20 protein-coding genes are annotated in these 25,503 nt (G+C 73.9%); 10 read left to right on the top strand and 10 right to left on the bottom strand.

The annotated features are described in order from the left end of the window. Positions 1 to 57: 57 nt before the first annotated feature. The 4 genes from rpsD to ACP7CD_RS06045 all read right to left on the bottom strand — a co-directional run bounded on the left by rpsD (position 58) and on the right by ACP7CD_RS06045 (position 5,328). Positions 58 to 690: a 30S ribosomal protein S4 gene (gene rpsD / locus ACP7CD_RS06030; RefSeq protein ID WP_017832285.1), complete on the bottom strand. Its 633-nt coding sequence runs from the start codon at positions 688 to 690 to the stop codon at positions 58 to 60. A 361-nt stretch (positions 691 to 1,051) separates the two neighbouring features. After that, entirely contained in the window at positions 1,052 to 2,575 is a 1,524-nt protein-coding gene (gene glpK, locus ACP7CD_RS06035) for a glycerol kinase GlpK (protein WP_109222652.1), read from the bottom strand. A gap of 55 nt (positions 2,576 to 2,630) precedes the next feature. Next, on the bottom strand, positions 2,631 to 3,413 hold the full coding sequence (locus ACP7CD_RS06040) for an MIP/aquaporin family protein (protein ID WP_031282381.1): 783 nt from the start codon (positions 3,411 to 3,413) through the stop codon (positions 2,631 to 2,633). Positions 3,414 to 3,528: 115 nt separating this feature from the next. Then, a complete protein-coding gene (locus ACP7CD_RS06045) occupies positions 3,529 to 5,328 on the bottom strand; it encodes a glycerol-3-phosphate dehydrogenase/oxidase (protein WP_426119413.1) in 1,800 nt (599 codons plus the stop codon). A 68-nt stretch (positions 5,329 to 5,396) separates the two neighbouring features. On the opposite strand from ACP7CD_RS06045, the gene ACP7CD_RS06050 reads away from it, so the two are divergent. Next, positions 5,397 to 6,353, top strand: coding sequence for a sugar-binding transcriptional regulator (locus ACP7CD_RS06050; protein WP_095650958.1), 957 nt, complete (start codon positions 5,397 to 5,399; stop codon positions 6,351 to 6,353). A 9-nt stretch (positions 6,354 to 6,362) separates the two neighbouring features. Here ACP7CD_RS06050 and ACP7CD_RS06055 read toward each other — a convergent pair whose 3' ends face one another. Beyond that, positions 6,363 to 7,835, bottom strand: a complete 1,473-nt coding sequence (locus ACP7CD_RS06055; protein WP_229588369.1) for a replication-associated recombination protein A — start codon at positions 7,833 to 7,835, stop codon at positions 6,363 to 6,365. Between the two features lie 181 nt (positions 7,836 to 8,016). Between ACP7CD_RS06055 and ACP7CD_RS06060 the strand changes: the two genes are divergently transcribed. Beyond that, the gene (locus ACP7CD_RS06060) at positions 8,017 to 9,321 is read left to right on the top strand and encodes a cation:proton antiporter (RefSeq protein WP_229588367.1); all 1,305 of its coding nucleotides are present in this window, start codon (positions 8,017 to 8,019) and stop codon (positions 9,319 to 9,321) included. A 21-nt stretch (positions 9,322 to 9,342) separates the two neighbouring features. On the opposite strand, the gene dtd is transcribed toward ACP7CD_RS06060, so the two are convergent. Then, on the bottom strand, positions 9,343 to 9,795 hold the full coding sequence (dtd, locus tag ACP7CD_RS06065) for a D-aminoacyl-tRNA deacylase (RefSeq protein WP_095650955.1): 453 nt from the start codon (positions 9,793 to 9,795) through the stop codon (positions 9,343 to 9,345). A gap of 55 nt (positions 9,796 to 9,850) precedes the next feature. Between dtd and ACP7CD_RS06070 the strand changes: the two genes are divergently transcribed. Next, complete coding sequence (locus ACP7CD_RS06070) at positions 9,851 to 10,450, top strand: hypothetical protein (protein ID WP_426119417.1); 600 nt, start codon at positions 9,851 to 9,853, stop codon at positions 10,448 to 10,450. A gap of 75 nt (positions 10,451 to 10,525) precedes the next feature. On the opposite strand, the gene ACP7CD_RS06075 is transcribed toward ACP7CD_RS06070, so the two are convergent. Beyond that, positions 10,526 to 11,152, bottom strand: a complete 627-nt coding sequence (locus ACP7CD_RS06075; protein WP_426119419.1) for a maleylpyruvate isomerase N-terminal domain-containing protein — start codon at positions 11,150 to 11,152, stop codon at positions 10,526 to 10,528. Positions 11,153 to 11,474: 322 nt separating this feature from the next. On the opposite strand from ACP7CD_RS06075, the gene ACP7CD_RS06080 reads away from it, so the two are divergent. The 4 genes from ACP7CD_RS06080 to ACP7CD_RS06095 all read left to right on the top strand — a co-directional run bounded on the left by ACP7CD_RS06080 (position 11,475) and on the right by ACP7CD_RS06095 (position 15,813). Next, complete coding sequence (locus tag ACP7CD_RS06080; protein WP_126346302.1) at positions 11,475 to 11,903, top strand: hypothetical protein; 429 nt, start codon at positions 11,475 to 11,477, stop codon at positions 11,901 to 11,903. Beyond that, on the top strand, positions 11,903 to 13,141 hold the full coding sequence (locus ACP7CD_RS06085) for a glutathionylspermidine synthase family protein (RefSeq protein WP_426119421.1): 1,239 nt from the start codon (positions 11,903 to 11,905) through the stop codon (positions 13,139 to 13,141). The genes ACP7CD_RS06080 and ACP7CD_RS06085 overlap by 1 nt, the downstream gene beginning before the upstream one ends. Then, positions 13,138 to 14,430 carry an amino acid permease gene (locus ACP7CD_RS06090; protein ID WP_426119423.1) on the top strand — a complete coding sequence of 431 codons (1,293 nt, stop codon included), beginning with the start codon at positions 13,138 to 13,140 and terminating at the stop codon, positions 14,428 to 14,430. The genes ACP7CD_RS06085 and ACP7CD_RS06090 overlap by 4 nt, the downstream gene beginning before the upstream one ends. An 81-nt stretch (positions 14,431 to 14,511) precedes the next feature. Continuing rightward, a complete protein-coding gene (locus ACP7CD_RS06095) occupies positions 14,512 to 15,813 on the top strand; it encodes a winged helix-turn-helix domain-containing protein (protein WP_426119425.1) in 1,302 nt (433 codons plus the stop codon). Between the two features lie 80 nt (positions 15,814 to 15,893). On the opposite strand, the gene aspS is transcribed toward ACP7CD_RS06095, so the two are convergent. After that, positions 15,894 to 17,696, bottom strand: a complete 1,803-nt coding sequence (aspS, locus tag ACP7CD_RS06100) for an aspartate--tRNA ligase (protein ID WP_426119427.1) — start codon at positions 17,694 to 17,696, stop codon at positions 15,894 to 15,896. A 144-nt stretch (positions 17,697 to 17,840) separates the two neighbouring features. On the opposite strand from aspS, the gene ACP7CD_RS06105 reads away from it, so the two are divergent. Beyond that, a complete protein-coding gene (locus ACP7CD_RS06105) occupies positions 17,841 to 19,139 on the top strand; it encodes an APC family permease (protein WP_426119429.1) in 1,299 nt (432 codons plus the stop codon). Positions 19,140 to 19,154: 15 nt separating this feature from the next. On the opposite strand, the gene hisS is transcribed toward ACP7CD_RS06105, so the two are convergent. Then, positions 19,155 to 20,513, bottom strand: a complete 1,359-nt coding sequence (gene hisS, locus ACP7CD_RS06110) for a histidine--tRNA ligase (protein WP_109269142.1) — start codon at positions 20,511 to 20,513, stop codon at positions 19,155 to 19,157. Between the two features lie 377 nt (positions 20,514 to 20,890). Here hisS and ACP7CD_RS06115 point away from each other — a divergent pair, with 377 nt between their 5' ends. Together ACP7CD_RS06115 and ACP7CD_RS06120 are read left to right on the top strand one after the other, a co-directional pair. After that, the gene (locus ACP7CD_RS06115) at positions 20,891 to 22,318 is read left to right on the top strand and encodes a DUF349 domain-containing protein (RefSeq protein WP_017832268.1); all 1,428 of its coding nucleotides are present in this window, start codon (positions 20,891 to 20,893) and stop codon (positions 22,316 to 22,318) included. Positions 22,319 to 22,409: 91 nt separating this feature from the next. Then, entirely contained in the window at positions 22,410 to 23,006 is a 597-nt protein-coding gene (locus ACP7CD_RS06120) for a type IV toxin-antitoxin system AbiEi family antitoxin (protein ID WP_095650945.1), read from the top strand. Between the two features lie 18 nt (positions 23,007 to 23,024). Here the strand turns inward: ACP7CD_RS06120 and ACP7CD_RS06125 are convergent, their stop codons facing one another. Continuing rightward, positions 23,025 to 25,349: a RelA/SpoT family protein gene (locus tag ACP7CD_RS06125; protein WP_052133046.1), complete on the bottom strand. Its 2,325-nt coding sequence runs from the start codon at positions 25,347 to 25,349 to the stop codon at positions 23,025 to 23,027. Positions 25,350 to 25,503: the final 154 nt, after the last annotated feature.

The raw sequence follows: 25,503 nt of genomic DNA on the forward strand, positions 1-25,503 counted from the left end.
GCTCTCCGCAGGGAAGGCCCTGCCCCGGGGGGGTCCCGGCGGCAGGAGCCCGCAGGATCAGGCCATGCGGGCGTAGTACTCCACCACGAGCTGCTCCTCGCAGGTCACGGGGACCTCGGCGCGCTTGGGCTTGCGGACCAGCTTGGCCTGCAGCTTCTCGATCTGCACGTCGAGGTAGCCCGGGGTGTCGGGCAGCACGGCCTGGTGCGCGCCGGCGGCGGCGACCTGGAAGGGCACCATCTTCTCCGACTTGGCGTGCACGTGGATCAGCTGACCCTCCTTGACCTGGTAGGAGGGGCGGTCCACCCGCTCACCGTCCACCAGGATGTGGCGGTGCACGACCATCTGGCGGGCCTGGGCCATGGTCCGGGCGAAGCCGGAGCGCAGGACCAGGGCGTCCAGGCGGGACTCCAGCAGGGCGACCAGGTTCTCACCGGTCTGCCCCTCCTGGCGCTTGGCCTCGACGTAGGCGATGTGCATCTGCTTCTCGCGGATGTTGTACTGCGCCCGGAGACGCTGCTTCTCGCGCAGCCGGACGGCGTAGTCCGAGTCTGCCTTCCGGCGGGCACGGCCGTGCTCGCCGGGGCCGTAGGGACGGCGCTCGAAGTACTTCTCGGCCTTCGGGGTCAGGGCGATCCCGAGGGCGCGGGACTTGCGCACCTGGCGGCGCGCACGCGTGTTGTTAGCCACGTTTACCTTTCACAATGCGGTGCCCTCCCCCGTCCGGCGTGCGGTGCGGGGGGAGCGTGTTCTGTTCGGTCCGGCCTCCGAGGACGGGATCGGTCCCGCCGGAGAGGTGAGGATCAGCCGCAATCCTCCTGTCCTGCAAGCGCCGTGGCCGCGCGCCGCGCACCGTGGTTGAGGCGGTGCGCCGGGCGTGCGGGAGCACGGGCCTTGCCGGCCGACGTCCCACTATAGCGTGTGCGGGGCCGTGGCGCGCCCCGGGGTGCTCGCGGTGCGGGCCGGCCCCCGTCCCGGTCCCGGCGCGCCGGAGCGCCGCCCGGGAGTCCCGGACGGCGCTCCGGCGCACGAGCCCTCGGCGCGGACGCGGTCAGTCGACGTCCTCGTCCACCCAGTCGAAGGTCTTGGTGACGGCCTTCTGCCAGTTGCGGAACAGCCGGCCGCGCTCGGCGTCCTCCATCTGCGGCTCCCAGCGCTTGTTCTCGGCCCAGTTCGCGGTGACCTCCTCCGTCCCGGACCAGAAGCCGACGGCGATGCCCGCGGCGTAGGCGGCGCCGAGGGCCGTGGTCTCGGTGACCTCCGGGCGGATCACCGGGACCCCGAGCTGGTCCGCCTGGAACTGCATGAGCAGCTCGTTGGCGGTCATCCCGCCGTCCACCTTGAGCTCGGTGATGTCCACCCCGGCGTCGGCGTTCATCGCCTCGACCACCTCGCGGGACTGGTAGGCCGTGGCCTCCAGGGCGGCCCGGGCGATGTGGGCCTTGTTGACGTAGCGGGTCAGGCCCACCAGGGCGCCGCGGGCGTCCGAGCGCCAGTACGGGGCGAACAGGCCGCTGAAGGCCGGGACGAAGTAGGCCCCGCCGTTGTCCTCGACCGACGCGGCCAGGGACTCGACCTGCGGTGCTGAGGAGAGGATGCCCAGGTTGTCGCGCAGCCACTGGACCAGGGACCCGGTCACGGCGATGGAGCCCTCCAGGGCGTAGACGGCGTCCTGGTCGCCGATCTTGTAGCACACCGTGCTCAGCAGCCCGTTCTCCGAGTGCACCACCTCGGTGCCCACGTTCATCAGCACGAAGCTGCCCGTGCCGTAGGTGTTCTTGCCCATGCCCTTCTCGAAGCACGCCTGCCCGAACATCGCGGCCTGCTGGTCGCCGAGGATGCCGGCGATCGGCACGTCCTTGAGGAAGCCGCGGGTGCGGCCCTTGCCGTAGACCTCGGAGGAGGAGCGGATCTCGGGCAGCATCGACGTGGGGATGCCCATGTCCGCGCAGATCTCCTCGTTCCAGTCGAGGGTCGCCAGGTTCATCAGCATGGTGCGCGAGGCGTTGGTGACGTCGGTGACGTGCACCCCGCCGTCCACGCCGCCCGTCATGTTCCACACCAGCCAGGAGTCGGTGTTGCCCATGAGCAGGTCCCCGCGCTCGGCCCGCTCCCGGGCGCCGTCCACGTTGTCCAGGATCCACTTGACCTTCGGGCCCGAGAAGTAGCTGGCCAGCGGCAGGCCCACCCGGTCCTTGTACCGGTCCGGGCCGGCCTCCCCGCCGAGCTCCTCGGCGATCTTCTGGGTGCGGGTGTCCTGCCAGACGATGGCGTTGTAGACGGGCTCCCCGGTGGTGCGGTCCCAGACCACGGTGGTCTCGCGCTGGTTGGTGATGCCCACGGCGGCCAGGTCCCGGGCGTTGATCTCGGCGGAGGCCTCGGCGTCGGCGACGACCTTGCGGACGTTGCGCCAGATCTCCATGGGGTCGTGCTCCACCCAGCCGGCGCGCGGGAAGATCTGCTCGTGCTCGAGCTGGCCGGTGCTGACGATCGTGCCCCGGTGGTCGAAGATGATCGCGCGGGAGCTCGTGGTGCCCTGGTCGATGGCCATGACGTACTTGGTGTCGGTGCTCATGGGTGGTCCCTCACTTCGTTGTGGTGTCGTGGACGGGTCGGTGGTGGTGCGGGCGTCAGGCGGGAACGTTGGCGTACAGCTGGTAGAAGCCGCCGGCGAGCACGGCGCCGATGAGCGGGCCCACGACCGGGACCCAGGCGTAGGCCCAGTCGCTGGAGCCCTTACCGCGGATGGGCAGCACGGCGTGGGCGATGCGCGGACCGAGGTCACGGGCGGGGTTGATGGCGTAGCCCGTGGGCCCGCCGAGGCTCGCGCCGATGCCGACCACGAGCAGCGCCACGGCCAGCGGCCCGATCTCCGAGGGCGTGTTGCCGAAGAGCAGGATCACGATGACGAGGACGAACGTGCCGATCACCTCGGTGACCACGTTCCAGCCGTAGGAGCGCACGGCCGGGCCGGTGGCGAAGACCCCGAGCTTGGTCGCCGCGTCGATCTCCTCGTCGAAGTGCTTCTTGTAGGCGAGGAAGGCGAGCACGGCGCCCAGGAAGGCGCCGATCAGCTCTCCGGCGAAGTAGACGAGCGTGCTGACGAGGGTGACGGCCACCCCCGGGGCGTACTCCTCGGCGCCGCTGGCCCACAGCCCCACGGTCACGGCGGGGTTGATGTGCGCGCCGGACTGCCAGGCGACGTAGACGCCGGCGAACACCGCCAGGCCCCAGCCGAAGTTGACCATCAGGAACCCGCCGCCGAGGCCCTTTGACCTCGGCAGTGCGACGTTGGCGACCACGCCGGCGCCGAGCAGGATCAGCATCGCGGTGCCCGCGACCTCGGACCAGAAGACGGTGGACAGGGAGATGGGCACGGTGGGCGCGACGGCCTGTACCACTGCGTTCGACATCGACAGCACTGCGACTCCTCAGGTGGTGCGGATTGGGTGGACCGGCCGTCCGTCGGGGACGGCCGGTGGGGGGGGGTGGGGTCAGGGGACGGGGCTCGGTGGGACGGGTGGGCGCTCAGGCCTCGGAGGGGCGCACGAGCTCCAGGACGTCGGGGGCCGCTGCCCGTGCGGCGGCGGCCGCGGTGTCGTCCGGGGTCCTCGCGGCCTCGTCCTCCGCCGCGCAGCGGAGCCGGTAGGCCTCGACCTCGGCCCCCCGCCGCCGGTCGTCCCAGCCGAGGGCCTCGGCCGCGAGGTCCGCGATCTCCTCGACCGCGTCGAGGCCGTGGCGGGCCTGCTCCCACGTGAGCCGGGTGCGCGTGTCGAAGATGTCCTCGAGGTGCAGCGCGCCCTCGTGGGTGCAGGCGTGCACGATCTCCGCCCGCAGGTAGGCCGGGGCCCCCTCCAGAGGGCGGCCCAGGTTGGGGCGGTCCTCCACGAGCTCGGCGATCTCGGTGATCGCCGAACCGTAGCGGCCGAGCAGGTGCTGCACCCGCTCCTCGTTCCAGTCGTGCCGGGCGCCCAGGCTGCCGGCCTGGTGGCGGAGCGCGAGATAGCCCTCCGCGCCCAGCAGCGGAGTGCGGTCGGTGACCGAGGGCACGGCCTTGGCCCGCTCCTCCCCCAGGGCGAGGTCCACGGCGTCCTCGGCCATCACCCGGTAGGTGGTGAGCTTGCCCCCGGCGATCGTGATCAGCCCGGGGGCGACCTCGGTCACGGTGTGCTCGCGGGAGATCTTCGTGGACTGGGCGTCCCCGCCGCCCTTCTTCGTCCCGGGCTGCAGCAGCGGCCGCAGCCCGGCGTACGTGCCGATCACGTCCTCGCGGGTGAGCGGCCGGTCGAGGACCACGTTGGCGTGGTCGATGACGTAGTCGATGTCCTCCGCGGTGGCCACCGGGTTGACGAGGTCCTGGTGGTAGGGGGTGTCGGTGGTGCCGATGATCCAGTACCGCGCCCACGGGATGATGAAGAGCACGGACTTCTCGGTCTGCAGGATCAGCCCGCTCTCGCCGCGGATCCGCTCGCGGGGCACGATGATGTGGATGCCCTTGGAGGCGAGCACCTTCAGCCCGCCCTCGGCGTGGGCCAGGTCCTGGGTCTGCTCGGTCCAGACCCCGGTGGCGGCGATGACGGTCTTCGCCCGCACCGTGTGCTCCGCCCCCGTCTCGAGGTCGCGCACGGTGGCGCCGACCACCCGGCCGGTCTCGTCCGTGGGGAAGGACACGGCCCGCGTGCGGTTGGCCGCGAGCGCGCCGTAGCGCACGGCGGTGCGCACGATGGTGACGACGAGGCGGGCGTCGTCGACCTGGCCGTCCCAGTACTTGACGGCGCCGACCATGGAGCCGGGCTTGATGTCGGGGAAGACCCGCTGGACGCCCTTGAAGCTGTAGTGCCGCTGGTAGGGCAGGGTCGCGACCTTGGCGCCGATGTGGGCGAGGGCGTCGTAGAGGCCGATCCCGGCGGTGACGTAGGGCCGCTCCCAGAAGCGGTGGGTCAGCGGGTAGAGGAAGGGCACGGGCTTGACGAGGTGGGGGGCGAGGAAGTCCAGGAGCAGCTCGCGCTCGCGCAGCGCCTCGGAGACGAGCTTGAAGTCGAGCTGCTGGAGGTAGCGCAGGCCGCCGTGGACGAGCTTGGAGGACCACTGCGAGGTGCCGCCGGCCCAGTCCTGGGCCTCGACGATGCCGGTGCGCAGTCCGCGGGTCACGGCGTCCAGGGCGATGCCGGCGCCGGTGATGCCGCCTCCGACCACGAGGACGTCGAGCTCGGGGCCGTCGGAGAACTCGGCGAGTGCGCGGTCCCGTTCGGCGCTGGAGAGGGTGGGGTGGGCCATGGTGGGGAACTCCTCGGGGCGGGTGGTTGCGGTCGGGAAGGTGCTCTGCATCACACTCTGTCCTGGGTTGCACCTATGCTCAAAGCAAATGAACGGACGTGCAGGGAAGGGAGGGTCACATGCACGGTGATGCCGAGCTCCACCACGCGGCGGAGCTGTACTACGTGCAGGGCATGACGATGGAGGCGGTGGCGGACCGCTTCGGGGTCTCCCGCCCCACGGTCTCGCGGATGCTGCAGGCCGCCCGGGAGCGGGGCATCGTGCGGATCAGCCTCGCGGCTCCCCCGGACGCGGGACACGACCTGTCCCACCGGCTCCGGGAGGCCTTCGGGGTGACGGTGCACGTGGCGGGCACGCCGCGCACGGCCACGGAGCCGCAGCGGCTGGAGTCCGTGGCCCGGGCCGCGGCGGGGCTGCTGGGCGACTGGTTCGGGGACGGGATGACGCTGGCGGTCGCCTGGGGGATCACGACCTCCGCGATCGGGGGCCACCTGCAGCCGAAGGCCACGCGGGACGCGGTGGTCGTGCAGATGAACGGCGCGGTCAGCGCCCGTTCCACGGGGGCGGCGCAGTCCTCGGCGCTGCTCGGGCAGATGTCGGCGGCCTTCGGGGCCGCGCTGCTGCCCTTCCCCGCCCCCGCGTTCTTCGACCAGGAGGAGACGCGGCGGCTGATGTGGCAGGAGTCCTCGGTGCGGCGGGTGCTGGCGGTGCGCAACGCGGCGGACCTGGCGGTGTTCAGCGTGGGGGCCTTCCGCGGTCCGATGATCTCCCAGGTGTACACCAGCGGCTACCTGCCGGAGGACGCGCTCCGGGAGCTGTCCGCGCACCGGGTGGTCGGCGACGTGTGCACGGTCTTCCTGCGGGAGGACGGGACCTACGCCGACATCGACTACAACCGGCGGGCGAGCGGGCCCACGCCCATGGAGCTGCGGCGGATCCCGCGCCGGCTGTGCGTGGTGGCGGGGGACCACAAGGTGCCGGGCGTGGTGGGCGCCCTGCGGGCGGGCGTGGTCACGGACCTGCTCATCGACGAGCGCACGGCCGCGTCGGTGGTGCGCCACCTGTTCGGCCGCTGAGCCCGGCGGTCACCGGCCCCGGACGATGCCCCGCAGGATCTCGAGGCGGTGGGCGATCTCGCGCTCGCGGCCGTGCTCGGTGGGCCGGTAGTAGTCGGTGCCCACGAGCTCGTCGGGCGGGTACTGCTGGGCGGCCACGCCGTTGGGCTCGTCGTGGGAGTAGACGTAGCCCCGGCCGTGGCCGAGCTGGCCCGCGCCGGGGTAGTGGGCGTCGCGCAGGTGGAGCGGGACGGGTCCGGCTCGGCCGGCGCGGACGTCGGCGATCGCCTCGTTGATCGCGGTGTAGGCGGCGTTGGACTTCGGGGCGGTCGCCAGGTGCGCCACGGCCTGGGCCAGCGGGATCCGCCCCTCGGGCATGCCGATGAGCTGCACGGCGTCGGCGGCCGCCACCGCGGTCTGCAGGGCGGTCGGGTCGGCGGTGCCGATGTCCTCGGAGGCGGAGATGATGAGCCGGCGGGCGATGAACCGCGGGTCCTCCCCCGCCTCGATCATCCGGGCCAGGTAGTGCATCGCGGCGTCGACGTCGGAGCCGCGGATCGACTTGATGAACGCGCTGACCACGTCGTAGTGCTGGTCGCCGTTCTTGTCGTAGCGCACCGCCGCCCGGTCGAGGGCCTCCTCGGCGTGCTCCCGGGTGATCACCGGCACCGGCCGCGCGCGGTCCCCGCCGTCGTCCCCGTCCGTATCCCCGCCGGTGTCCCCGTCCGTGTCGTGGTCGTCCGGCTGCTCCGAGAACGCGACCCCGGCGGCGGCCTCGAGGGAGGTCAGGGCCTTGCGGGCGTCCCCGCCGCACAGGTCCAGGAGGTGCTCGCGGGCCTCCGCGGTGAGCTCCACCTCGCCGTTCAGTCCCCGGGGGTCGGCGACGGCCCGGTCCAGCAGCGCCCCGATGTCGGCGCGCTCCAGCGGCTGCAGCGTGAGCAGCAGCGAGCGCGAGAGCAGCGGCGAGATCACCGAGAAGGACGGGTTCTCCGTGGTGGCCGCGACCAGCACCACCCACTGGTTCTCCACCCCGGGCAGCAGCGCGTCCTGCTGGGCCTTGGTGAAGCGGTGGATCTCGTCGAGGAACAGCACCGTGGTGCGCCCGTGCAGGTCCCGGTCCGTGAGCGCCTCGTCCATCACCTTCCGCACGTCCTTGACGCCGGCGGTGATCGCGGAGAGCTCCACGAACTTCCGGGACACGCCCCGGGCGATCACGTGGGCCAGGGTGGTCTTGCCCGTGCCCGGGGGGCCCCACAGGATGATCGACGACGGTCCCGCCGGGCCCCGGTCCTCCCCCGCCAGCACCTGCAGCGGGGAGCCGGGCTTGAGCAGGTGCTGCTGGCCCACGATCTCGTCGAGGCGGCGCGGGCGCATCCGCACCGCCAGCGGCGCCCGGGAGCGCCGCGCCCGGCCGGCCGGGCGGGCGGCACGGTCCGCCCCGTCCCCGGCGGCGCGGGGACCGGGGTCGGGGGCGTCGAGGTCGTCGAAGAGGGAGCCGGTCACCCCCTCAGGCTAGCGGCTGCACCCGTCGCGGCCTGTCGGACGAGGGGGCACAGGGCGTACGATCAGCACGCTGATCACGTCGGTGCCGGCGGCGGGCGCGCTCCGCCCGGCGACGGCCACGACCGCTGCGGCGCGGGGTCCACCGGGGATCCCGCCCGGCCGTTCCAGGAATGAGGTACCGGTGTTCGAGGCCCCGAGTCTGCTCTTCGCCGCCGCCGGGCTCGCCGTGTTCGCGGCCGCCCTGCTGCCCCGCCTGCTCGTGCGGGCCCCCGTGTCGATGCCCATGGTGTTCCTGGCCGCCGGGGCGGTGATCTTCGCCCTGGCCGACACCCTGCCCGACCCGGACCCGGTGGCCCACAGCGCCGTCACCCTGCACCTGAGCGAGATCTGCGTGATCGTCTCGCTGATGGGCGCCGGGCTGGCCCTGGACCGACCGCTGGGCTTCCGGCGCTGGGCCACGACCTGGCGGCTGCTGGGGATCGCCATGCCCCTGAGCCTGCTCGGGGCGGCCCTGCTGGGCTGGTCGGTGCTGGGGCTGAGCGCGGCCGGGGCCGTGCTCGTGGCCGCGGCGCTGGCCCCCACCGATCCGGTCCTGGCCTCCGAGGTGCAGGTCGGGGAGCCCTCGGAGTCGCAGGAGGACCTCGAGGGCGAGGACGAGGTCCGTTTCGGGCTCACCTCCGAGGCGGGGCTCAACGACGGCCTGGCCTTCCCGTTCGTCTACCTCGCCATCGCCCTGAGCGTGGTGGGCACCGCTCCCGGCGCGTGGCTGCCGCACTTCCTGAGCGTGGACGTGGCCTGGCGGATCGCGGTCGGCTGTCTCGCCGGGGTCCTCGTGGGCCTGCTCCTGCGGCGGCTCTTCTTCCGCTCCCGGCTCGACAGCGTCCGCACGACCGCGCAGACCGAGGGGTTCGTGGCCCTGGCCGCCACCTTCCTCACCTACGGTCTGACCGAGATGGTCGAGGGCTACGGGTTCATCGCCGTGTTCGTGTGCGCCGTGACCATCCGGGCGGGCGAGCGGGTGCACGGCGCCCACGGCGTGCTGCACAGCTACATCGAGCAGCTCGAGCGGCTGCTCACCGTGGTGGTGCTCGTGCTCCTGGGCGGCGCCGTGGCCCGGGGGCTGTTCGCCGGGCTCAGCTGGCGGGAGGTGCTCGTCGCGGCGGCCTTCCTGCTGCTGGTGCGCCCCCTCGCCGGCTGGATCAGTCTGCTCGGCGGCCGGACGGGACCGTGGGAGCGCGGCGTGCTCGCCTTCTTCGGCGTGCGCGGCATCGGCTCGATCTACTACCTCGCCTACGCCCTGTCCGAGGGCGAGTTCGCCGCCGAGGACCAGGCCCTGTGGCGCATCGTGGGGCTGGTGGTCGTCGGCTCGGTCCTGCTGCACGGGGTCACCGCGGGGCCCGTCATCGCGGCCCTCGACCGCGCCCGGGAGCGGAAGGCCCGCGAGGAGACGGGCTCCGAGGAGGCCGCTCCCCGCACGGCGATCTGACGGCCCGCGCCGGCCCCGGTCTCAGCCCCGCCGGGGCCGTTCCAGCTCGGCGCTGTCCAGGACCAGGGTGAACGGGCCGTCGTTGACGAGCTCCACCTGCATCGCCGCCCCGAAGCGGCCGGTCGCCACGCGCGCGCCGAGCTCCCGCAGCGCGGCGACGTACGCCTCGAACACGGGCTCCGAGACGGGGCCGGGGGCGGCGGCCGACCACGAGGGGCGCCGGCCCCGGCGGGCGTCGCCGTAGAGGGTGAACTGGCTGACGGCGAGCACCGGGGCGCCGAGGTCGGCGCAGGACCGCTCGCCCTCCAGCAGCCGCAGCGTCCAGGTCTTCTCGGCGAGCTTCGCGGCCGTCGCGGCGTCGTCGTCGTGGGTCACGCCCACCAGGGCCAGCAGCCCCGGCTCCTCGACGGCCCCCACGACCTCTCCTCCGACGGTCACGGCGGCCCGGGACACTCTCTGCAGAACGATGCGCATGGGCCCCAGTCCACCACAGGACCGGGCGCACCCGGGGCCCCGCTAGCCTCGTCCCATGACCACCGCGCGCAGCACGCCCCGACCGAGCACCCTGGTGGCCGAGGTGTTCGCGCCCGCCCCGCTGGTGCTGTCCCTGCTGGTGCTCGCCGGCTGGTCGGGGGCCGGGTGGTCCGGGGCCCTGTGGGGTCTGGGGACGGCGGTGGTCGTGGCGTCGCTGCCGATGCTCGTGCTGCGGGTGCTGGCCCGGCGCGGGCGGGTGGACGGGCACTTCGTGCGCGCCCGGGCCCAGCGGCTGCCGGTCTACGCCGCCACGGGGGTGCTGACGGCGCTCGTGGTGGTCGCCGAGCTCGCGCTGGGCGTCCCTCCGGTGGTGCCCGTGACCACGGCGTTCGTGCTGCTGGGCCTGCTGGTGCTGCTGGTCGTGACCCTGTGGTGGAAGGTCTCCGCCCACGTGGCGATGGCCGCGTGCTGGGCCGTGGGGCTCGGCGTCCTCAGCGCCCCGTGGGCGTCGCTGGCCGCGGCGCCGGTGCCGGTCGTGCTGGCCGTCTCGCGGGTGCGCACCGGGGACCACACCCCGGCGCAGACGGTCGTCGGCGCCCTGATCGGCGTGCTCGTCGCGCTGGGCTGGGCGACGGTCGTGCGCACGGTGCTCTGACCGGCGTCCGGGCCGCTTCCGCCCAGGACCGGCGCCCCGGTCGGTGCAGCCCTGGTCGGTGCAGCCCCGGTCGGTTCAGCCCAGGACCGAGAAGCCCCGGGGCAGCGGCCGCCGGCCCGTGAGCGCCAGCAGGACCCCGGGCAGGTGCCCGCCGTGGGCGGCGAGCTCCAGCGCCGTCCGTCCGGCGTCGGCCAGGACGTGCTCGGGGGGTCTCCGGTCCAGCCCGCAGGCCCCGGCGACGTCCAGGCCGTGGACCGCCAGCTCGAACGTGCGGGTGGGCACGTAGGCGCGCAGCCGGGTGCCGCCTACCAGGGTGCGGATCAGCGGGTCCTCGTCGACGGGCACCTGCGCCAGGGCGTCCCGGGCCCGGTCCAGCGAGGCCCGGACGGTGGCGGCCGGGTGCCGGCCGAGCTCGCGGCCGGCGGCGACGCCCCGGGCCTCGACCTCAGCGGGGTCCGTGGCCGCGGCGGAGAGCGCGTAGTACTGGGCCGTGCCGGTGCAGGTCTCGTCGTCGGCGGGGACCGTGAGATAGGTGCCGAGCGTGACGAGCGCGCGGTGGGTGTGCCCCACGAGCGCCCGGACGTCCCAGGCCCCCAGGCCCGGCCGGGTCCAGTGGTGCGGGCGGATCTCCCCGACGAGGTCGGCGAACCAGGCCCCGGCGTCGAGGAGGGCGGTGCGGGCGGCGGCGGGATCACGGCTCATGGGCTCCCCTGGGTGCTCGGCGCGGGGGCGGGTCCGGTCGGCGGGATCCGGCCCCGGAGGTGCCCGAAGCCTACTGCGCGGCGACGGCGGAAGGGCCGATGTTGCGCCTGGTTGCGCCCGCTCCTCCGGGCCCCGGGCGCCGGCGGCGCCCGGGACACGGGCCGGGCCGGGGCGCCCGGACGGGGCCGGGACGTCGTACGCTCGGAGGACCCGCACGGGCGGGCCGGGTGCGCCGGCGCCGCCGTGCGGACCGCGCCGGCCGGACCGGCGCCACCTCAGCCCTCGACCGACCCCGTCCCGTCCTCGTCCCGGAAGGCCCCGCATGCCGCCCCGCCCCTCCTCACGGACCATGGCCGCCGCCTCGATCGGCGCCCTGACGATCGCCCTGACCGGCTGCGGGCAGGAGGCCCAGGACGTGCAGGAGGTGGACTCGGACTACGCCCAGATCTGCGTCGAGGACCCGGACGGCGAGGGCGGCGCCGAGCCAGTGCGGGTCGACGACGACGAGTGCGACGACGACCGCGGGCCCCGGGTGGGCGGCTTCTTCCCGATGTGGGTGCTCATGAGCTCCGCCCGGGCCACGGCCGTCCCCGCCGTGGGCTCACCGGTGTCGTCCGCGGCGGGCTGGAGCACCGGCCGGCCGCCGGGCTCGGCCACCGTGGCCCGCGGTCTGCCCCGCGACGGGGCCGCCGTGGGCAAGAGCGGCGTCTCGCGCGGCTTCGGCGGGTCGAAGAGCGGCTGGGGCTCCTGATGCGGCGCATCGACGGCCTGGCGCCGCGCCCCGGCTGGGAGCGCACCGTCCGCGCCGAGGGGCTCACCTACGCCCGCACCGAGCGGCCCGACGGCCGGTCCTTTTCGTACTGGAACGAGACGGCCGCCTACGTCTTCTCCCCCGACGAGGCGGACGAGCTGGAGTCCGTCACCGACGAGCTGCACCGGATGTGCGCCGAGGCCGCCCGGTACCTGGCCACCGGCGCCCTGGGCACCCTCGGGCTCTCGGACGCGGCCTTCGAGCTGGCCCAGCACTCCCTCCGGCTGCGGGAGCCCTCGGTCTACGGCCGCTTCGACCTGGCCTGGGACGGGGCCGGCCCGCCGAAGATGCTCGAGCTCAACGGCGACACCCCCACCGGGCTGGTCGAGGGGGCGATCTGCCAGTGGAGCCGCATGGAGGCGCTGTTCCCGGGCCTGGGCGAGGACCACCCGGAGTTCGACCAGCTCAACGGGCTGTGGCCCATGCTCGTGGACCGGTGGCGGCAGCGGCTGCCGTACTCGGCCACGAAGACCCTGCACGTGGCCTACACCCGGGAGGAGGAGTCCGGGGAGGACGCGGCCAACGCCGCCGTCATCGCGAACACCGCGGTCGAGGCCGGCTACCGGGCCGTCCTGCTGCCCGTCGAGGACGTCCGCTACGACACCGGGTCCGGCGGCTGGGTGCACGCGACCGGGGACGTGGACGACCCCGTGGTGGTCGGCCCGATCGAGGAGATCTTCGCCCTGCACCCGTGGGAGCACATGGTCGACGACGGCCCCGGCGCGTTCGTGCTCGACGACCCCACCCGGATGCACCACTGGTACGAGCCGGCGTGGAAGATGTTCCAGTCCAACAAGCTCCTGCTCGTGGCGCTGTGGCGGTGCTTCCCCGGGCACGAGAACCTGCTGGCCGCCCACCCGGACGGGCCCGGCGAGCTGCGGGAGTGGGTGCGCAAGCCCGTGTTCGGCCGCGAGGGGGACGGCATCGAGATGCACGCCCGCGACGTGCGGATCCGTTCCGAGCATCCCCACGCCTCCCCGCTGGACGTGTGGCAGGCCTACACGCCCATCCGGAACTTCCCGGGCTCCGACGGCGCCCCCAACCACCCGGTCATCGGCTCGTGGGTGGTGGGCGAGGCGGGCGCGGCCGGCATCGGCATCCGCGAGTCGGACGGCCCGCTGACCGACTACTACTGCCGGTTCGTGCCCAACGTCATCGACAAGAAGGGTCTGCTGTGACCGCCCACCTGCTCCCCCGGTCGATCTCCACCACGACCTCCGCGGTCATCGGGTCCACCTCGATCGCCCCGCTGTACTCGGCCGTGGTCACGGTGGGCCTCATCCACGCCCTGGTCGGCGCCTGGACGCCCGTGGTGCTGGTCGGCGCCGTGCTCCCCATGGTGGTCGTCTCGGTCTGCTTCGCCCGCCTGGACGCCCTCTACGAGGACCAGGGCACCGTCTACCGATGGGCCCGGGAGGCCTACGGGGCATTCGCCGGGTTCCTGGGCGGGTGGGGGCTGTGGCTCTCGGCGACCCTCGTGCTCGCCTCCCTCGCCTGGGTCACGGCCGACTCCGCCCTGTTCGCCCTCGGGATCGGCGCCGGGCCCTGGACCACCACCGCCGTGGCCGCCCTGCTCATGGCGGCCTTCGCGGCGGTGTCCGCCACGGGGATCAGGGTCTCGGCCGCCGTGCAGTGGGTCCTGGCCGTCCTGCAGCTGATCGGGGTGGGCGTGCTGGTGTGGGCGGTGCGCACCGCGCCGGCCCTGCCGCCCGGCACGGGCGAGGACGGGGAGTGGACCGGCTTCTACGGCACCGCGGAGCTCGCCGTCGGCACCGGGGTCTCGGCCGGGGACGTGGCGGCCGCCGTGCTGCTGGCCCTGTTCCTGTACTGGGGGTGGGACTCCACGTTCTCGCTCACCGAGGAGTCCACCACGCAGCGGGCCCCGCGGGTCTCGGCGTGGGTCGCGCTGGGCGTGGTGGCGGCCGCCTACGCCGCCATCGGCTGGGCCTACGCCCCGGGGTCCTCGGTGGCCTCTCCGCTGCTGGCCGCGCTCGTGGCGGTCTCGGCGGGGGCGTCCATCGGCACCACGATGATCCCCACCTCCCGCGGCCTGATGTCCATGGCGCGCGGAGGGCACCTGCCGCGCCGCTTCCGGTCCCTGTCCTTCGCCACCTGGACCACCGCCGCCGTCGCCGCCGCCTGGATGGCGTTCTCCGGGCCGCTCTTCGACGACTCGATCGGCATCATCTCGGTGCTCGTGGCCCTCTACTACGGCCTGGCCTGCGCCGCGGTGGCGAAGCTCGGGCGGACCGCCGCGGCGCGGGCGCTCGGCGTGCTGGGCGCCGCGCTCATGGCCGTCGCCCTCGTGCTGACGGGCGCGGAGTACGCGCTGACCGCCTCGTGGGTGTGGGTGGGCCTGGTGCTCGCGCTGCTCGTGGTCCCGCTGTGGTTCCTCCTGGGCCGGGGCCGCGAGCCGCTGCCGGGCGCCCACGAGCGCACCCCGCACCTGGAGAGCCTGCTCGACTGACCCCCTCGCCGGCTGCTGCCCTGCCGGACCGCTGGTGCCCGGACCACCATGCCCCGGCCGCAGTCGTGCGCGCGGCCGCGAATGCCGTCGACTCCGCACGCCGGTCTCGGTATCGTCGTCCGGGTGACCCGCACGATCAGCTCGGCCCAGGCGCGCCGCGTCGCGATCGCCGCCCAGGGCCTGGACCGCACCCGGCCCCCGGTGGTGACGATGCGGCACGTCACGAGCACCGTGGAGCGCATCGGGCTGCTGCAGATCGACTCGGTCAACGTCCTCGCCCGGGCGCACCTGCTGCCGCTGCTCGCCCGGCTCGGGCCGTACGACACCGCCCTGCTCGATCGGGCAGCGGGCCGGGCGCCGCGCCGCCTCGTCGAGGCCTGGGCGCATGAGGCCTGCTACCTGCCCGTCGCCACCTTCCCGCTCGTCGCCTGGACCCGCCGGCGCTGGGCCGGCATGGACCCCGACGCGCTGGAGGCCCGCCACCCGGGCGTGCTCGAGCTCGTCCGTGACGTCGTCGCCGAGCGCGGCCCGCTCACGGGCCGGGAGGTCGAGGCGTTCGTCGACGCCCACCACGCGCAGCGCGCCGAGGAAGGGTGGGGCTGGCGGTGGAGTCCCGCCAGGACAGCCCTGGAGATCCTCTTCGACGCCGGGCAGCTCGGCGCCGCGCGCCGCAACGCACAGTTCGAGCGGGTCTACGACCTCGCCGAGCGCGTCCTGCCCCCGCACGTCCGTGGGCAGCCGCCGCCGGACCCGGACGACGCCGTCCGCGAGCTCGTCCGCATCTCCGCCCGCGCCCACGGCATCGGCACCGTCCGGTGCTTCGCCGACTACTTCCGCCTCGGGCAGCGCGTCACCCGCCGCGCTGTCGACGAGCTCGTCGCCGCCGGTGAGCTGCTGCCCGTCACGGTCGCCGGCTGGGACCGCCCGGCGTGGCTGCACGTCGACGCCGGCGTCCCGCGCCGCACGGGCGCCCGTGCCCTGCTGGCCCCCTTCGACCCGCTCGTCTTCGAGCGTCGTCGGCTCCTGGAGCTGTTCGGGATGCACTACCGCATCGGGATCTACACCCCGGCCTCCCGGCGCACCCACGGCTACTACGTGCTGCCGTTCCTGCTCGGCGAGTCCCTCGTCGCCCGGGTCGACCTCAAGTACGACCGGGACCGCGGCGTCCTCCTGGTCCGCTCCGCCTTCGCCGAGGAGCCGGGTCCCGACGCCGCCGCGGCAACGAGGTGGCCGACGCGCTCCGTCGTCGTCGGGGAGCTGGCGGCCGAGCTGGCGACGACCGCGACGTGGCTGGGCGCGGACACCGTCGCCGTGGACGAGGACGCGAGAGGGGATCTGACCGGTCCGCTGCGGGGGGAGCTCCGCCGTCCGTGTCCGCGCTGAGGCCCGAGCACCGGCGCACCGGGAGCACATCGGACCGGGTCCGCCCGGAGCGGGCGGACCCGGCCCGATGGGGGCCTGGCCTAGTGCGCGGCCGCCTTCTCGGCCTTCAGGTCCTCGTCCTGCTTCGCCCCCGGCCTGGCGTCCACCCCGGCCTCCTTGCGCTGCTGCGGGGTGATCGGCGCCGGGGCGGCGGTCAGCGGGTCGAAGCCGTTGCCGGTCTTCGGAAACGCGATGACCTCGCGGATGGAGTCGGTCCCGGCCAGCAGGGCGACCACGCGGTCCCAGCCGAAGGCGATGCCGCCGTGCGGGGGCGCGCCGTACTTGAAGCCCTCGAGCAGGAACCCGAACTTCTCGTCGGCCTCCTCCCGGCCGATGCCCATGACCTCAAAGACCCGCCGCTGCACGTCCTGCTGGTGGATGCGGATCGAGCCGCCGCCGATCTCGTTGCCGTTGCACACGATGTCGTAGGCGTAGGCCAGGGCGTGCTCGGGGTCCTGGTCGAAGGTGTCCAGGAACTCGGGCTTTGGCGAGGTGAACGCGTGGTGCACGGCGGTCCACTGGCCGGCGCCCACGGCGACGTCGCCGGACTCGACGGCCTCGGCCGCGGACTCGAACAGGGGCGCGTCCACGATCCACACGAACGCCCAGGCGTCCTCGTCGATCAGCCCGGTGCGGTGGCCGATCTCCACGCGGGCCGCGCCGAGCAGCGCGCGGGAGGACTTCTTCTCGCCGGCGGCGAAGAAGATGCAGTCCCCGGGCTGCGCGCCGGTCGCGGCGGCGAGGCCCTCGCGCTCGGCCTCGGTGATGTTCTTGGCCACTGGCCCCGTCAGGGTGCCGTCCTCGCCGACGAGGACGTAGGCCAGGCCCTTGGCCCCGCGCTGCTTGGCCCACTCCTGCCAGGCGTCCAGGGTGCGGCGCGGCTGGGACGCCCCGCCGGGCATGACCACGGCGCCCACGTAGGGGGCCTTGAACACGCGGAAGGTGGTGTCCTGGAAGTACTCGGTCAGCTCGGTGAGCTCGAGGCCGAAGCGCAGGTCCGGCTTGTCGGAGCCGTACTTCGCCATCGCCTCCGCGTAGGTCATCCGGCGGATGGGGGTGGGGATCTCCACGTCGATGAGCTTCCACAGCGCGGCCACGATCCGCTCGCCGAGGGCGATGACGTCGTCCTGCTCCACGAAGGAGGCCTCGATGTCGAGCTGGGTGAACTCGGGCTGTCGGTCGGCGCGGAAGTCCTCGTCCCGGTAGCAGCGTGCGATCTGGTAGTACTTCTCGATCCCGCCGACCTGCAGCAGCTGCTTGAACAGCTGCGGGGACTGCGGCAGGGCGTACCAGGAGCCCGGGGCCAGGCGGGCCGGGACCACGAAGTCGCGGGCGCCCTCGGGGGTGGAGCGGGTCAGCGTGGGCGTCTCCACCTCGGTGAACCCGTCCTGGTGCAGCATCTCGCGGGCCACCCGGTTGGCGTCGGAGCGCAGGCGCATGATACGGGCCGGCTCCGGGCGGCGCAGGTCCAGGTAGCGGTGCCGCAGGCGGGCGTCCTCGCCGACCTCCACGTGCTCGTCGATCTGGAAGGGCAGCGCGGCGGCGGTGTTGAGCACGGTCACGGTCTCGGCCATGACCTCGACCTCGCCGGTGGACAGCGCCGGGTTCTCGTTGCCCTCGGGGCGGCGCTCCACGGTGCCGGTGACCTGCAGGACGAACTCGTTGCGCAGGTGGTGGAAGTCCGCCTCGTCGCGCACCACGATCTGGGCGACCCCGGAGGCGTCGCGCAGGTCCAGGAAGGCCACCCCTCCGTGGTCGCGGCGCCGGCCGACCCAGCCGGCCAGCGTGACGGTCTCTCCGATGTGCTCGGCGCGCAGGGCGCCGAGGTTGTGGGTGCGCAGCACTGAAAAACCCTTCGTTGTTCGGGAGGTGCGGACGGGGCCGCGCCCATCGCGCGTTTCCCGGGGATTCACCGGGTGCCCCTACTCTCGTTCCGTGCACGAGTTTACAGCCCGGGCCTCCGCCGCCAGGACGACGACAGGACGACCATGAGCACCTCCCCCGGCCACCCGGCCCTCGCCCGCCGCCTGGGCACCCTCGACGCGACGGTGATCGGGGTGGGCTCGATGGTCGGCGCCGGGGTGTTCGTGGCCTTCGCCCCGGCCGCGGGGTTCGCCGGCCCGTGGCTGCCGCTGGCGCTGCTGCTGGCCGCGGTGGTCGCCTGGTGCAACGCGACCTCCACCGCCCAGCTGGCCGCCGTCCACCCCGCCTCCGGCGGCACGTACGTGTACGCGAACCGTCAGCTGGGCCCGTGGCCGGGCTTCGTGGCCGGCTGGGGCTTCGTGACCGGCAAGACCGCGTCCGCGGCGGCGATGGCGCTGACCTTCGGCCTCTACGCCGCGGAGCTCACAGGGGCCGACGACGCCGGGGCGCGGCTGCTCGCCGTGGCCGCCGTCCTCGGTCTCACGGCGGTGAACCTGGGCGGGGTCACCCGCACCGCCCGGCTGACGAAGCTGCTGGTCGCCCCGGTGCTGGTGGTCCTGCTGGCCGTGGTCGTGCTGCTGTTCTCGGGCACCGGCCCCACTGCGGGCGGGGCCCCTGCGGGGGACGGCCCCGGGTGGGACGGGACCGGCTGGGGCGTGCTGCCGGCGGCGGGCACCCTGTTCTTCGCCTTCGCCGGCTACGCCCGGGTCGCCACCATGGGCGAGGAGGTCCGGGACCCGGCCCGCACCATCCCCCGGGCCGTCCTGGGGGCGCTGGCGTTCACGCTGCTCCTCTACGGGCTGCTCGGCCTCGGGCTGCTGCGCTTCCTCGGCGTCGACCGGCTCGCGGCGTCGGCCGCCCCGCTCCTGACGGTGGTGCGCGAGGCCGGCTGGGCGGCCGGGCCGGCGACCGCGGGCGCCGTCGTCGTCACCGCGGCCGCCGCCCTGGCCACGCTGGGGGCGCTGCTGGCGCTGGTCGCCGGGATCTCGCGCACGGCCCTGGCCATGGCCCGCGAGCGGGACCTCCCGGGGCCGCTGGGCGCGGTGTCGCAGCGGCACCGGGTGCCGTGGGCGGCTGAGCTGGCCGTGGCCGGCCTCGTGGTGGTGCTCGTGCTGGTCGGCGACGTCCGCACGGTCATCGGCTTCTCGAGCTTCGGCGTGCTCGTCTACTACGCGCTGGCGAACCTCTCCGCGCTCACCCTCCGGCAGCGCCCGGGGTGGGCGCCCCGGGCGGTCAACGCGCTCGGCCTGGCCGGCTGCCTGGTGCTGGCGTTCACCCTGCCGTGGCAGTCCGTGGTCACGATGCTCGGGGTCTTCGCCGTGGGCCTGGCCGGGCGCGCCCTGGCCCTGTCCCGGCGGCCCTGACCTCCCCCGCGCCGGTCAGGAGCCCGCGGCGCGCACGACCGGGCGCAGGTCCTCGGCCGGCGGGGACCAGGAGGCCGGGTCGGCGGAGACCTGCTCGCCGGAGCGGATGTCCTTGACCTCGTGGGCGAGCGAGCCGTCCTCGCCGCGGACCGTGAACCACACGTAGGGGATGCCGCGGCGCTCGGCGTACTTGATCTGCTTGCCGAACTTGGCCGCGCTCGCCGAGACCTCGCACGCGATGCCGCGCTCGCGCAACTGCTGGGCCACGTCCTGGGCCGGGGACCAGGACTCCTCGTCCACCAGGGAGATCAGCACCGCGGTGGGGACCTTGCGGGAGGGCGCGGCCATCCCCTGGGACAGCATGCGGGTGACCAGCCGGGTGACGCCCACGGACAGGCCCACGCCGGGGTAGGTCTTCTTGCCGGTGGACGCGAGGGACTCGTAGCGGCCGCCGGAGCACACGGAGCCGAGCTGCTCGTGTCCCACCAGCACGGTCTCGTAGACGGTGCCGGTGTAGTAGTCGAGGCCGCGGGCGATCGAGAGGTCGGCGACCACCGTGCCGGGGGCGCGCCGGGAGGCCTCCCCCACGACCTCGGCGAGCTCGCGCAGCCCCTCCTCGAGCAGCTGGGTGTTCACCCCCAGCGCGCGGACCTGCTCCACGAAGGACGTGTCCTCGGTGCGGATCGCCGCCAGCTGCAGCGCGGCCTGCGCCTGCTCGGGGGTGGCGCCGACCTCGTCGCACAGGGCCTGGGCCACCCGCTCGGGGCCGATCTTCTCGAGCTTGTCGATGTTGCGCAGCACCCCGGCGGTGTCCTGCAGCCCGATGCCCTGGTAGAACCCCTCGGCGAGCTTGCGGTTGTTGACCCGTAGCACGAACGGCGGGATGGGAAGCTTGGACAGGGCGTCGATCATCACGAGCGCGAGCTCCACGTCGTAGCGGAACGGCAGCGCGCCGTCGCCCACCACGTCGATGTCCGCCTGGGTGAACTCGCGGGCCCGGCCCTCCTGGGGGCGCTCGCCGCGCCACACCTTCTGGATCTGGTAGCGGCGGAACGGGAAGGCGAGGTGCCCGCCGTTCTCCACCACGTACCGGGCGAAGGGAACGGTGAGGTCGAAGTGCAGCGCCAGCTGGTCGTCACCGCGCTCGGCGGGGGCGGCGTCCTCGTCCTCCTGCAGCCGGGAGACGACGTAGACCTCCTTGTCGATCTCGCCCTTGCGCAGCAGCTGGCCGACCGTCTCGACGGCGCGGGTCTCGATCGAGGAGAAGCCGTGCAGTTCGAAGCTCTCCCGCAGGACGTCGAGGACGTGCAGCTCGACCAGACGCTCCTCCGGAAGCCATTCGGGGAAACCGGACAGGGAGGTCTTGCGGGCCATGGGGACGTGCTCCTCGGGTGGATCGGCGGCGGGACGGGTGGACGGCCGGCCCGGACGGGCCCGACGGTTCCGCACTCATCCTAGGGATCCCCGCGCGCCCGGCCCAAAGCCCCGCCCGGACCGGCCCTGGACCCGGCCCCGCGCCCTGCCCCCGTCCGGAGCCCCGCCGGGCGCGGCGCAGGGGCACCGGGGAGCGCCCGGCGGCCGGAGCAGGCGGCCTCGGTAGTATGGGCAGGACGATTGTCCGAAGCCGGGCGACGACGCGGGGCACGCTCCCGGGGTCGGCACCCGGCGAGAGCGAAAGAGTTCCAGCGGTGACAGAACGTCTCGAATCCGACGACCAGCCCACGCCCCGCCCCGTCCCCGCCCCGGGACCCGTGCCGAAGCCGGGGATCCCCCGGCCGGGCGCCCCCGCGGCGCCGGCGCAGGCCTCCCCCGGCCCGGCCCCCACCCCCGCGGCGGTCCCGCCGTCCGCGACCCCGGCGGCGACCCCGTCGGTGGCCCCGAGCGCGGCCCCGTCGGCGGCGGCGCCGGCCCTCGCCTCCCCGGAGTCCGTGGCCCGCGCCCGGGCCTTCGGGCGGGTCACGGAGGACGGGCACGTCTACGTGGTCGTCGACGGCGAGGAGGTCCTCTGCGGCCAGTTCCCGGACGCGACCGAGGACGAGGCGCTGGGCTACTTCGCCCGGAAGTTCGACGACGTCGAGGCGCAGGTGGCGCTGCTCGAGCAGCGCGTGGCCGCGGGCGCGCCCTCGGCCGACATGCAGAGCACCGTGGACCACCTCGCCGAGCAGGTCGGCCAGCGCAAGATGCTCGGGGACGTCAAGGCCCTCGAGTCCCGGCTGGAGGCCCTGCGCCCGGCGATCCGGGAGCTCGAGGCCGCCGAGCGGGCCGCCCACGAGGCGCAGCGCGCCCAGAACGTCGCGGCCCGGGAGGCGATCGTGGCGGAGGCGGAGCAGATCGCCGCCCAGGACCCGCAGCGCACGCAGTGGAAGCAGTCCTCGGCCCGGATGGCGGAGCTCTTCGACCAGTGGAAGACCCACCAGAAGTCCGGCATCCGTCTGGGCCGGGCCGCGGAGGACGCCCTGTGGAAGCGGTTCCGCACGGCGCGCACCACGTTCGACCGGCACCGCCGGGCGTTCTTCTCGCAGCTGGACGCCGACAACTCCGAGGCGAAGAAGGCCAAGGAGGCCCTCATCGCCGAGGCGGAGGCCCTGTCCGGCTCCACCGACTGGGGCGCCACGGCCGCGGAGTACCGCCGTCTGATGGACCGGTGGAAGGAGTCCAAGCGTGCCTCCAAGAAGGACGACGACGCCCTGTGGGCGCGGTTCCGCGCCGCCCAGGACACCTTCTTCGCGGCGCGCAAGGCCGACAACGACCGGATCGACGAGGAGTTCGAGGGAAACCTCGCCGTGAAGGAGCAGCTGCTCGCCGAGGCGAAGGCGCTGCTGCCGGTCACGGACCTCAAGGCCGCCAAGCGCGCCCTGGGCGACATCCTGGACCGGTGGGAGCAGGCGGGGAAGGTCCCGCGCGCCCACATGCGCCGGGTCGAGGCCGAGCTGCGCACCGTGGAGGACGCCGTGCGCCAGGTCGAGGACGAGAAGTGGCAGCGCTCCAACCCGGAGACGAAGGCACGGTCCAACTCGATGCTCACCCAGCTCGAGTCGAAGATCGAGGACCAGGAGGACGCGCTGGCCCGGGCGCAGGCCACCGGGGACACCAAGCGCGCGGCCAAGCTGGAGGGCGAGCTCGCCACCAGCCGCCAGTGGCTCGAGACGCTGCGCCGATCGGCGGCCGACCTGCGCTGACCGGGGACGCCCCGGAAGGCCCCGCGGCCGCGCTGTCCACAGCGCGCCGCGGGGCCTTTCCCGTGCCGCGGCCGTGGACGAGAGTGGGCCCATGGACGCCCCGCCCTGGCACCCCGACACCCTGTACCTGCCCGCACGGCCGTTCTCGCGCGCCGAGCTCTCGGCCCTCGTCACGGACGGAGTGCTCGTGCCCGTGGTGCTGGAGGCGCACGTGCTGCGCGGGCGCCCGGTGACCCGGGCGGTGAAGGTCGCGGCGCTCGAGGCGCAGCTGCCGCCGCACCTGCTGCGGCGCGGGGTGCTCGGGCGGCTCTCCGCCGCGTGGTTCTACGACTGCGCCGGGCGCCCCAGCATCCTGCCGGTGCTGCTGGACAAGCTGCGCCGCACCACGATGTCCCCCGTGCCGGAGGGCCTGGCGCTGCACCAGGTCACGCTGGGCGGCTACGACGTCCACGACGCCGGGCCGGTGCACGTCACCACGCCGCTGCGCACCGCGGTGGACCTGGCCCTGCACGTGCCGGGAAAAGAGGGGACCGCGGCCCTGGAGAAGCTCATGCACGCCCCGCACCTGCACTGCCCGCCCCCGCTGGTGCAGGCCGCGCTCGAGAGCTTCGAGCGGATGCCCGGCCGGCAGGCGGCGCTGCTGCGGGTCCGCCGCGCCGCCCGCGCCGTCGGCCGCCCCCTGCGCTGACGGGGGCGGCCGGGCGGCTCACCGACCGGAGGGCTCCGAGATGGGGCGGTTGCCCGAGGTGCGGTAGACGTCGTAGACCCCGTCGATCCGGCGGACCTGGTTGAGCACGTGGTCCAGGTAGCGGGGGTCGCCCATCTCGAAGGCGAAGCGGGAGATCGCCAGCCGCGACTTCGAGGTGTGCACGGACGCGGAGAGGATGTTGACGTGGTTCTCGGAGAGCACCCGGGTCACGTCCGAGAGCAGGGACTTGCGATCCAGGGCCTCCACCTGGATCTCGACCAGGAACACGCTGGACTGGGTGGGCGCCCACTCGACCTCGACCACCCGCTCGGTGGAGGTGAGGGCGAGCATGTTGGCGCAGTCCTTGCGGTGCACGGAGATCCCGGCGCCGCGGGTGACGAAGCCCATGATCTCGTCCGGCGGCACCGGGGTGCAGCAGCGGGCCAGCTTGACGTAGACGTCCGAGGCGCCCTGGACCGTCACCCCCGAGTCGGACACGCGCGGGCGCACCGGCTGGGTGGCGATGGTGGTCTCCGCGAAGTCCTCCTCCGCGCCGTCGGCCCCGCCGAGGTCGCCCACGATCTTCGCGACCACGTCCTGGGCGCTGACCACGTCGGAGCCGATCGCCTCGTAGAGGGAGCTGATGTCGGTGCGGTGGAAGTCCTGCGCCACCGCGAGCAGGGACTCCTGGGTGAGCGTGCGCTGCAGGGGCAGGTGGTGCTTGCGCAGGGCGCGGGTGAGGGCGTCCTTGCCCTTCTCGATGGCCTCCTCGCGGCGCTCCTTGGAGAACCACTGGCGGATCTTGTTGCGCGCCCGCGGGGACTGCACGAACTTCAGCCAGTCCTGGGACGGTCCGGCGTGCTCGGACTTGGAGGTCAGCACCTCCACCCAGTCCCCGTGCTGGAGCTCCGAGGACAGCGGCACGAGCTTGCCGTTGACCCGGGCCCCGATGGTCTTGTGCCCCACCTCGGTGTGCACGGCGTAGGCGAAGTCCACGGGCGTGGAGCCGGCGGGCAGGGCCATGACCTCGCCCTTGGGGGTGAAGACGTACACCTCGGACGTGTTGATCTGGTAGCGCAGGGAGTCCAGGAACTCGGAGGAGTCCTGGGTCTCCTCCTGCCAGGACACGAGCGAGCTCAGCCAGGCGAGGTCCCCCTCCATGGCCTTCGGGGTCGCGGAGTTCGCCTGGTTGGCCTGGTCCTTGTACTTCCAGTGCGCGGCCACGCCGTACTCGGCGCGGCGGTGCATCTCGTGGGTGCGGATCTGGATCTCCACGGGGCGCCCGTCCGGGCCGATCACCGTGGTGTGCAGTGACTGGTACATGTTGAACTTCGGCATGGCGATGTAGTCCTTGAACCGCCCCGGCAGCGGCCGCCACCGCGCGTGCAGGGCGCCCAGGGCCGCGTAGCACTCGCGCACCGTGCTCACCAGGACCCGGACCGCCTGCAGGTCCTGGATCTCGTCGAAGTCCTTCCCGCGCACGATCATCTTCTGGTAGATCGAGTAGTAGTGCTTGGGGCGGCCGGTGATGGTCGCCTCGATGCCGGCCTCGGAGAGGTCCAGGGCGATCCGCTCGCGGATCTTGGCCAGCGACCGCTCGCGCTGGGGCTGGCGCTCCCCCACCATCCGCACGATCTCCTCGTAGACCTTGGGGTAGAGCGCCGCGAAGGCGAGGTCCTCGAGCTCCCACTTGATGGTGTTCATCCCGAGCCGGTGGGCCAGCGGGGCGAAGATCTCGAGGGTCTCGCGCGCCTTCTTCGAGGAGGAGGTCTGGGAGACGAAGCGCCAGGTGCGGGCGTTGTGCAGGCGGTCGGCGAGCTTGATGACGAGCACGCGGATGTCCTTGGCCATCGCCACGATCATCTTGCGCACGGTCTCGGCCTGCGCGGCGTCCCCGTACTGGACCTTGTCCAGCTTCGTCACGCCGTCCACGAGGGCGGCGACCTCGTCGCCGAACTCGGCGCGCAGCTGCTCCAGGGTGTAGTCCGTGTCCTCGACCGTGTCGTGGAGCAGGGCGGCCACCAGGGTGGCGCCCGTCATGCCGAGCTCCGCGAGGATCGTGGTCACGGCCACGGGGTGGGTGATGTAGGGGTCGCCGCTCTTGCGCTTCTGGCCCTCGTGGCACTTCTCGGCGACCTTGAAGGCGCGCTGGAGGACCTCGAGGTCCTCCTCGGGGTGGGTGGCGCGCACGGTGTGCAGCAGCGGCTCCAGGATCGGCGAGTGGTCCATGGGCCGGCCGGAGAGGTAGGACAGGCTCGACCGGGTGCGGTCGCTGCGGCCCGGGAACACGGCCCGCCCCAGCATCGGCCGGGACGCGGGCACCACGTAGTGGGTGCCGGCCATGTCCGAGCGGCGCGGCGGGGTCGGTGCGGCGCTCTGGCCCGTGGGGACGGCCCCGTCGTCGGACGAGCTCATGGCCGGGACTTCCTTCCCAATCGATGCACGCGGGGCGGCGGCCGTGCGGCCGCCGCCCCTGTCCTCGTCCCCGGTCCGGGTC

This window comes from Kocuria sp. LHG3120, from assembly GCF_049897445.1.
GTDB lineage: Bacteria > Actinomycetota > Actinomycetes > Actinomycetales > Micrococcaceae > Kocuria > Kocuria rosea.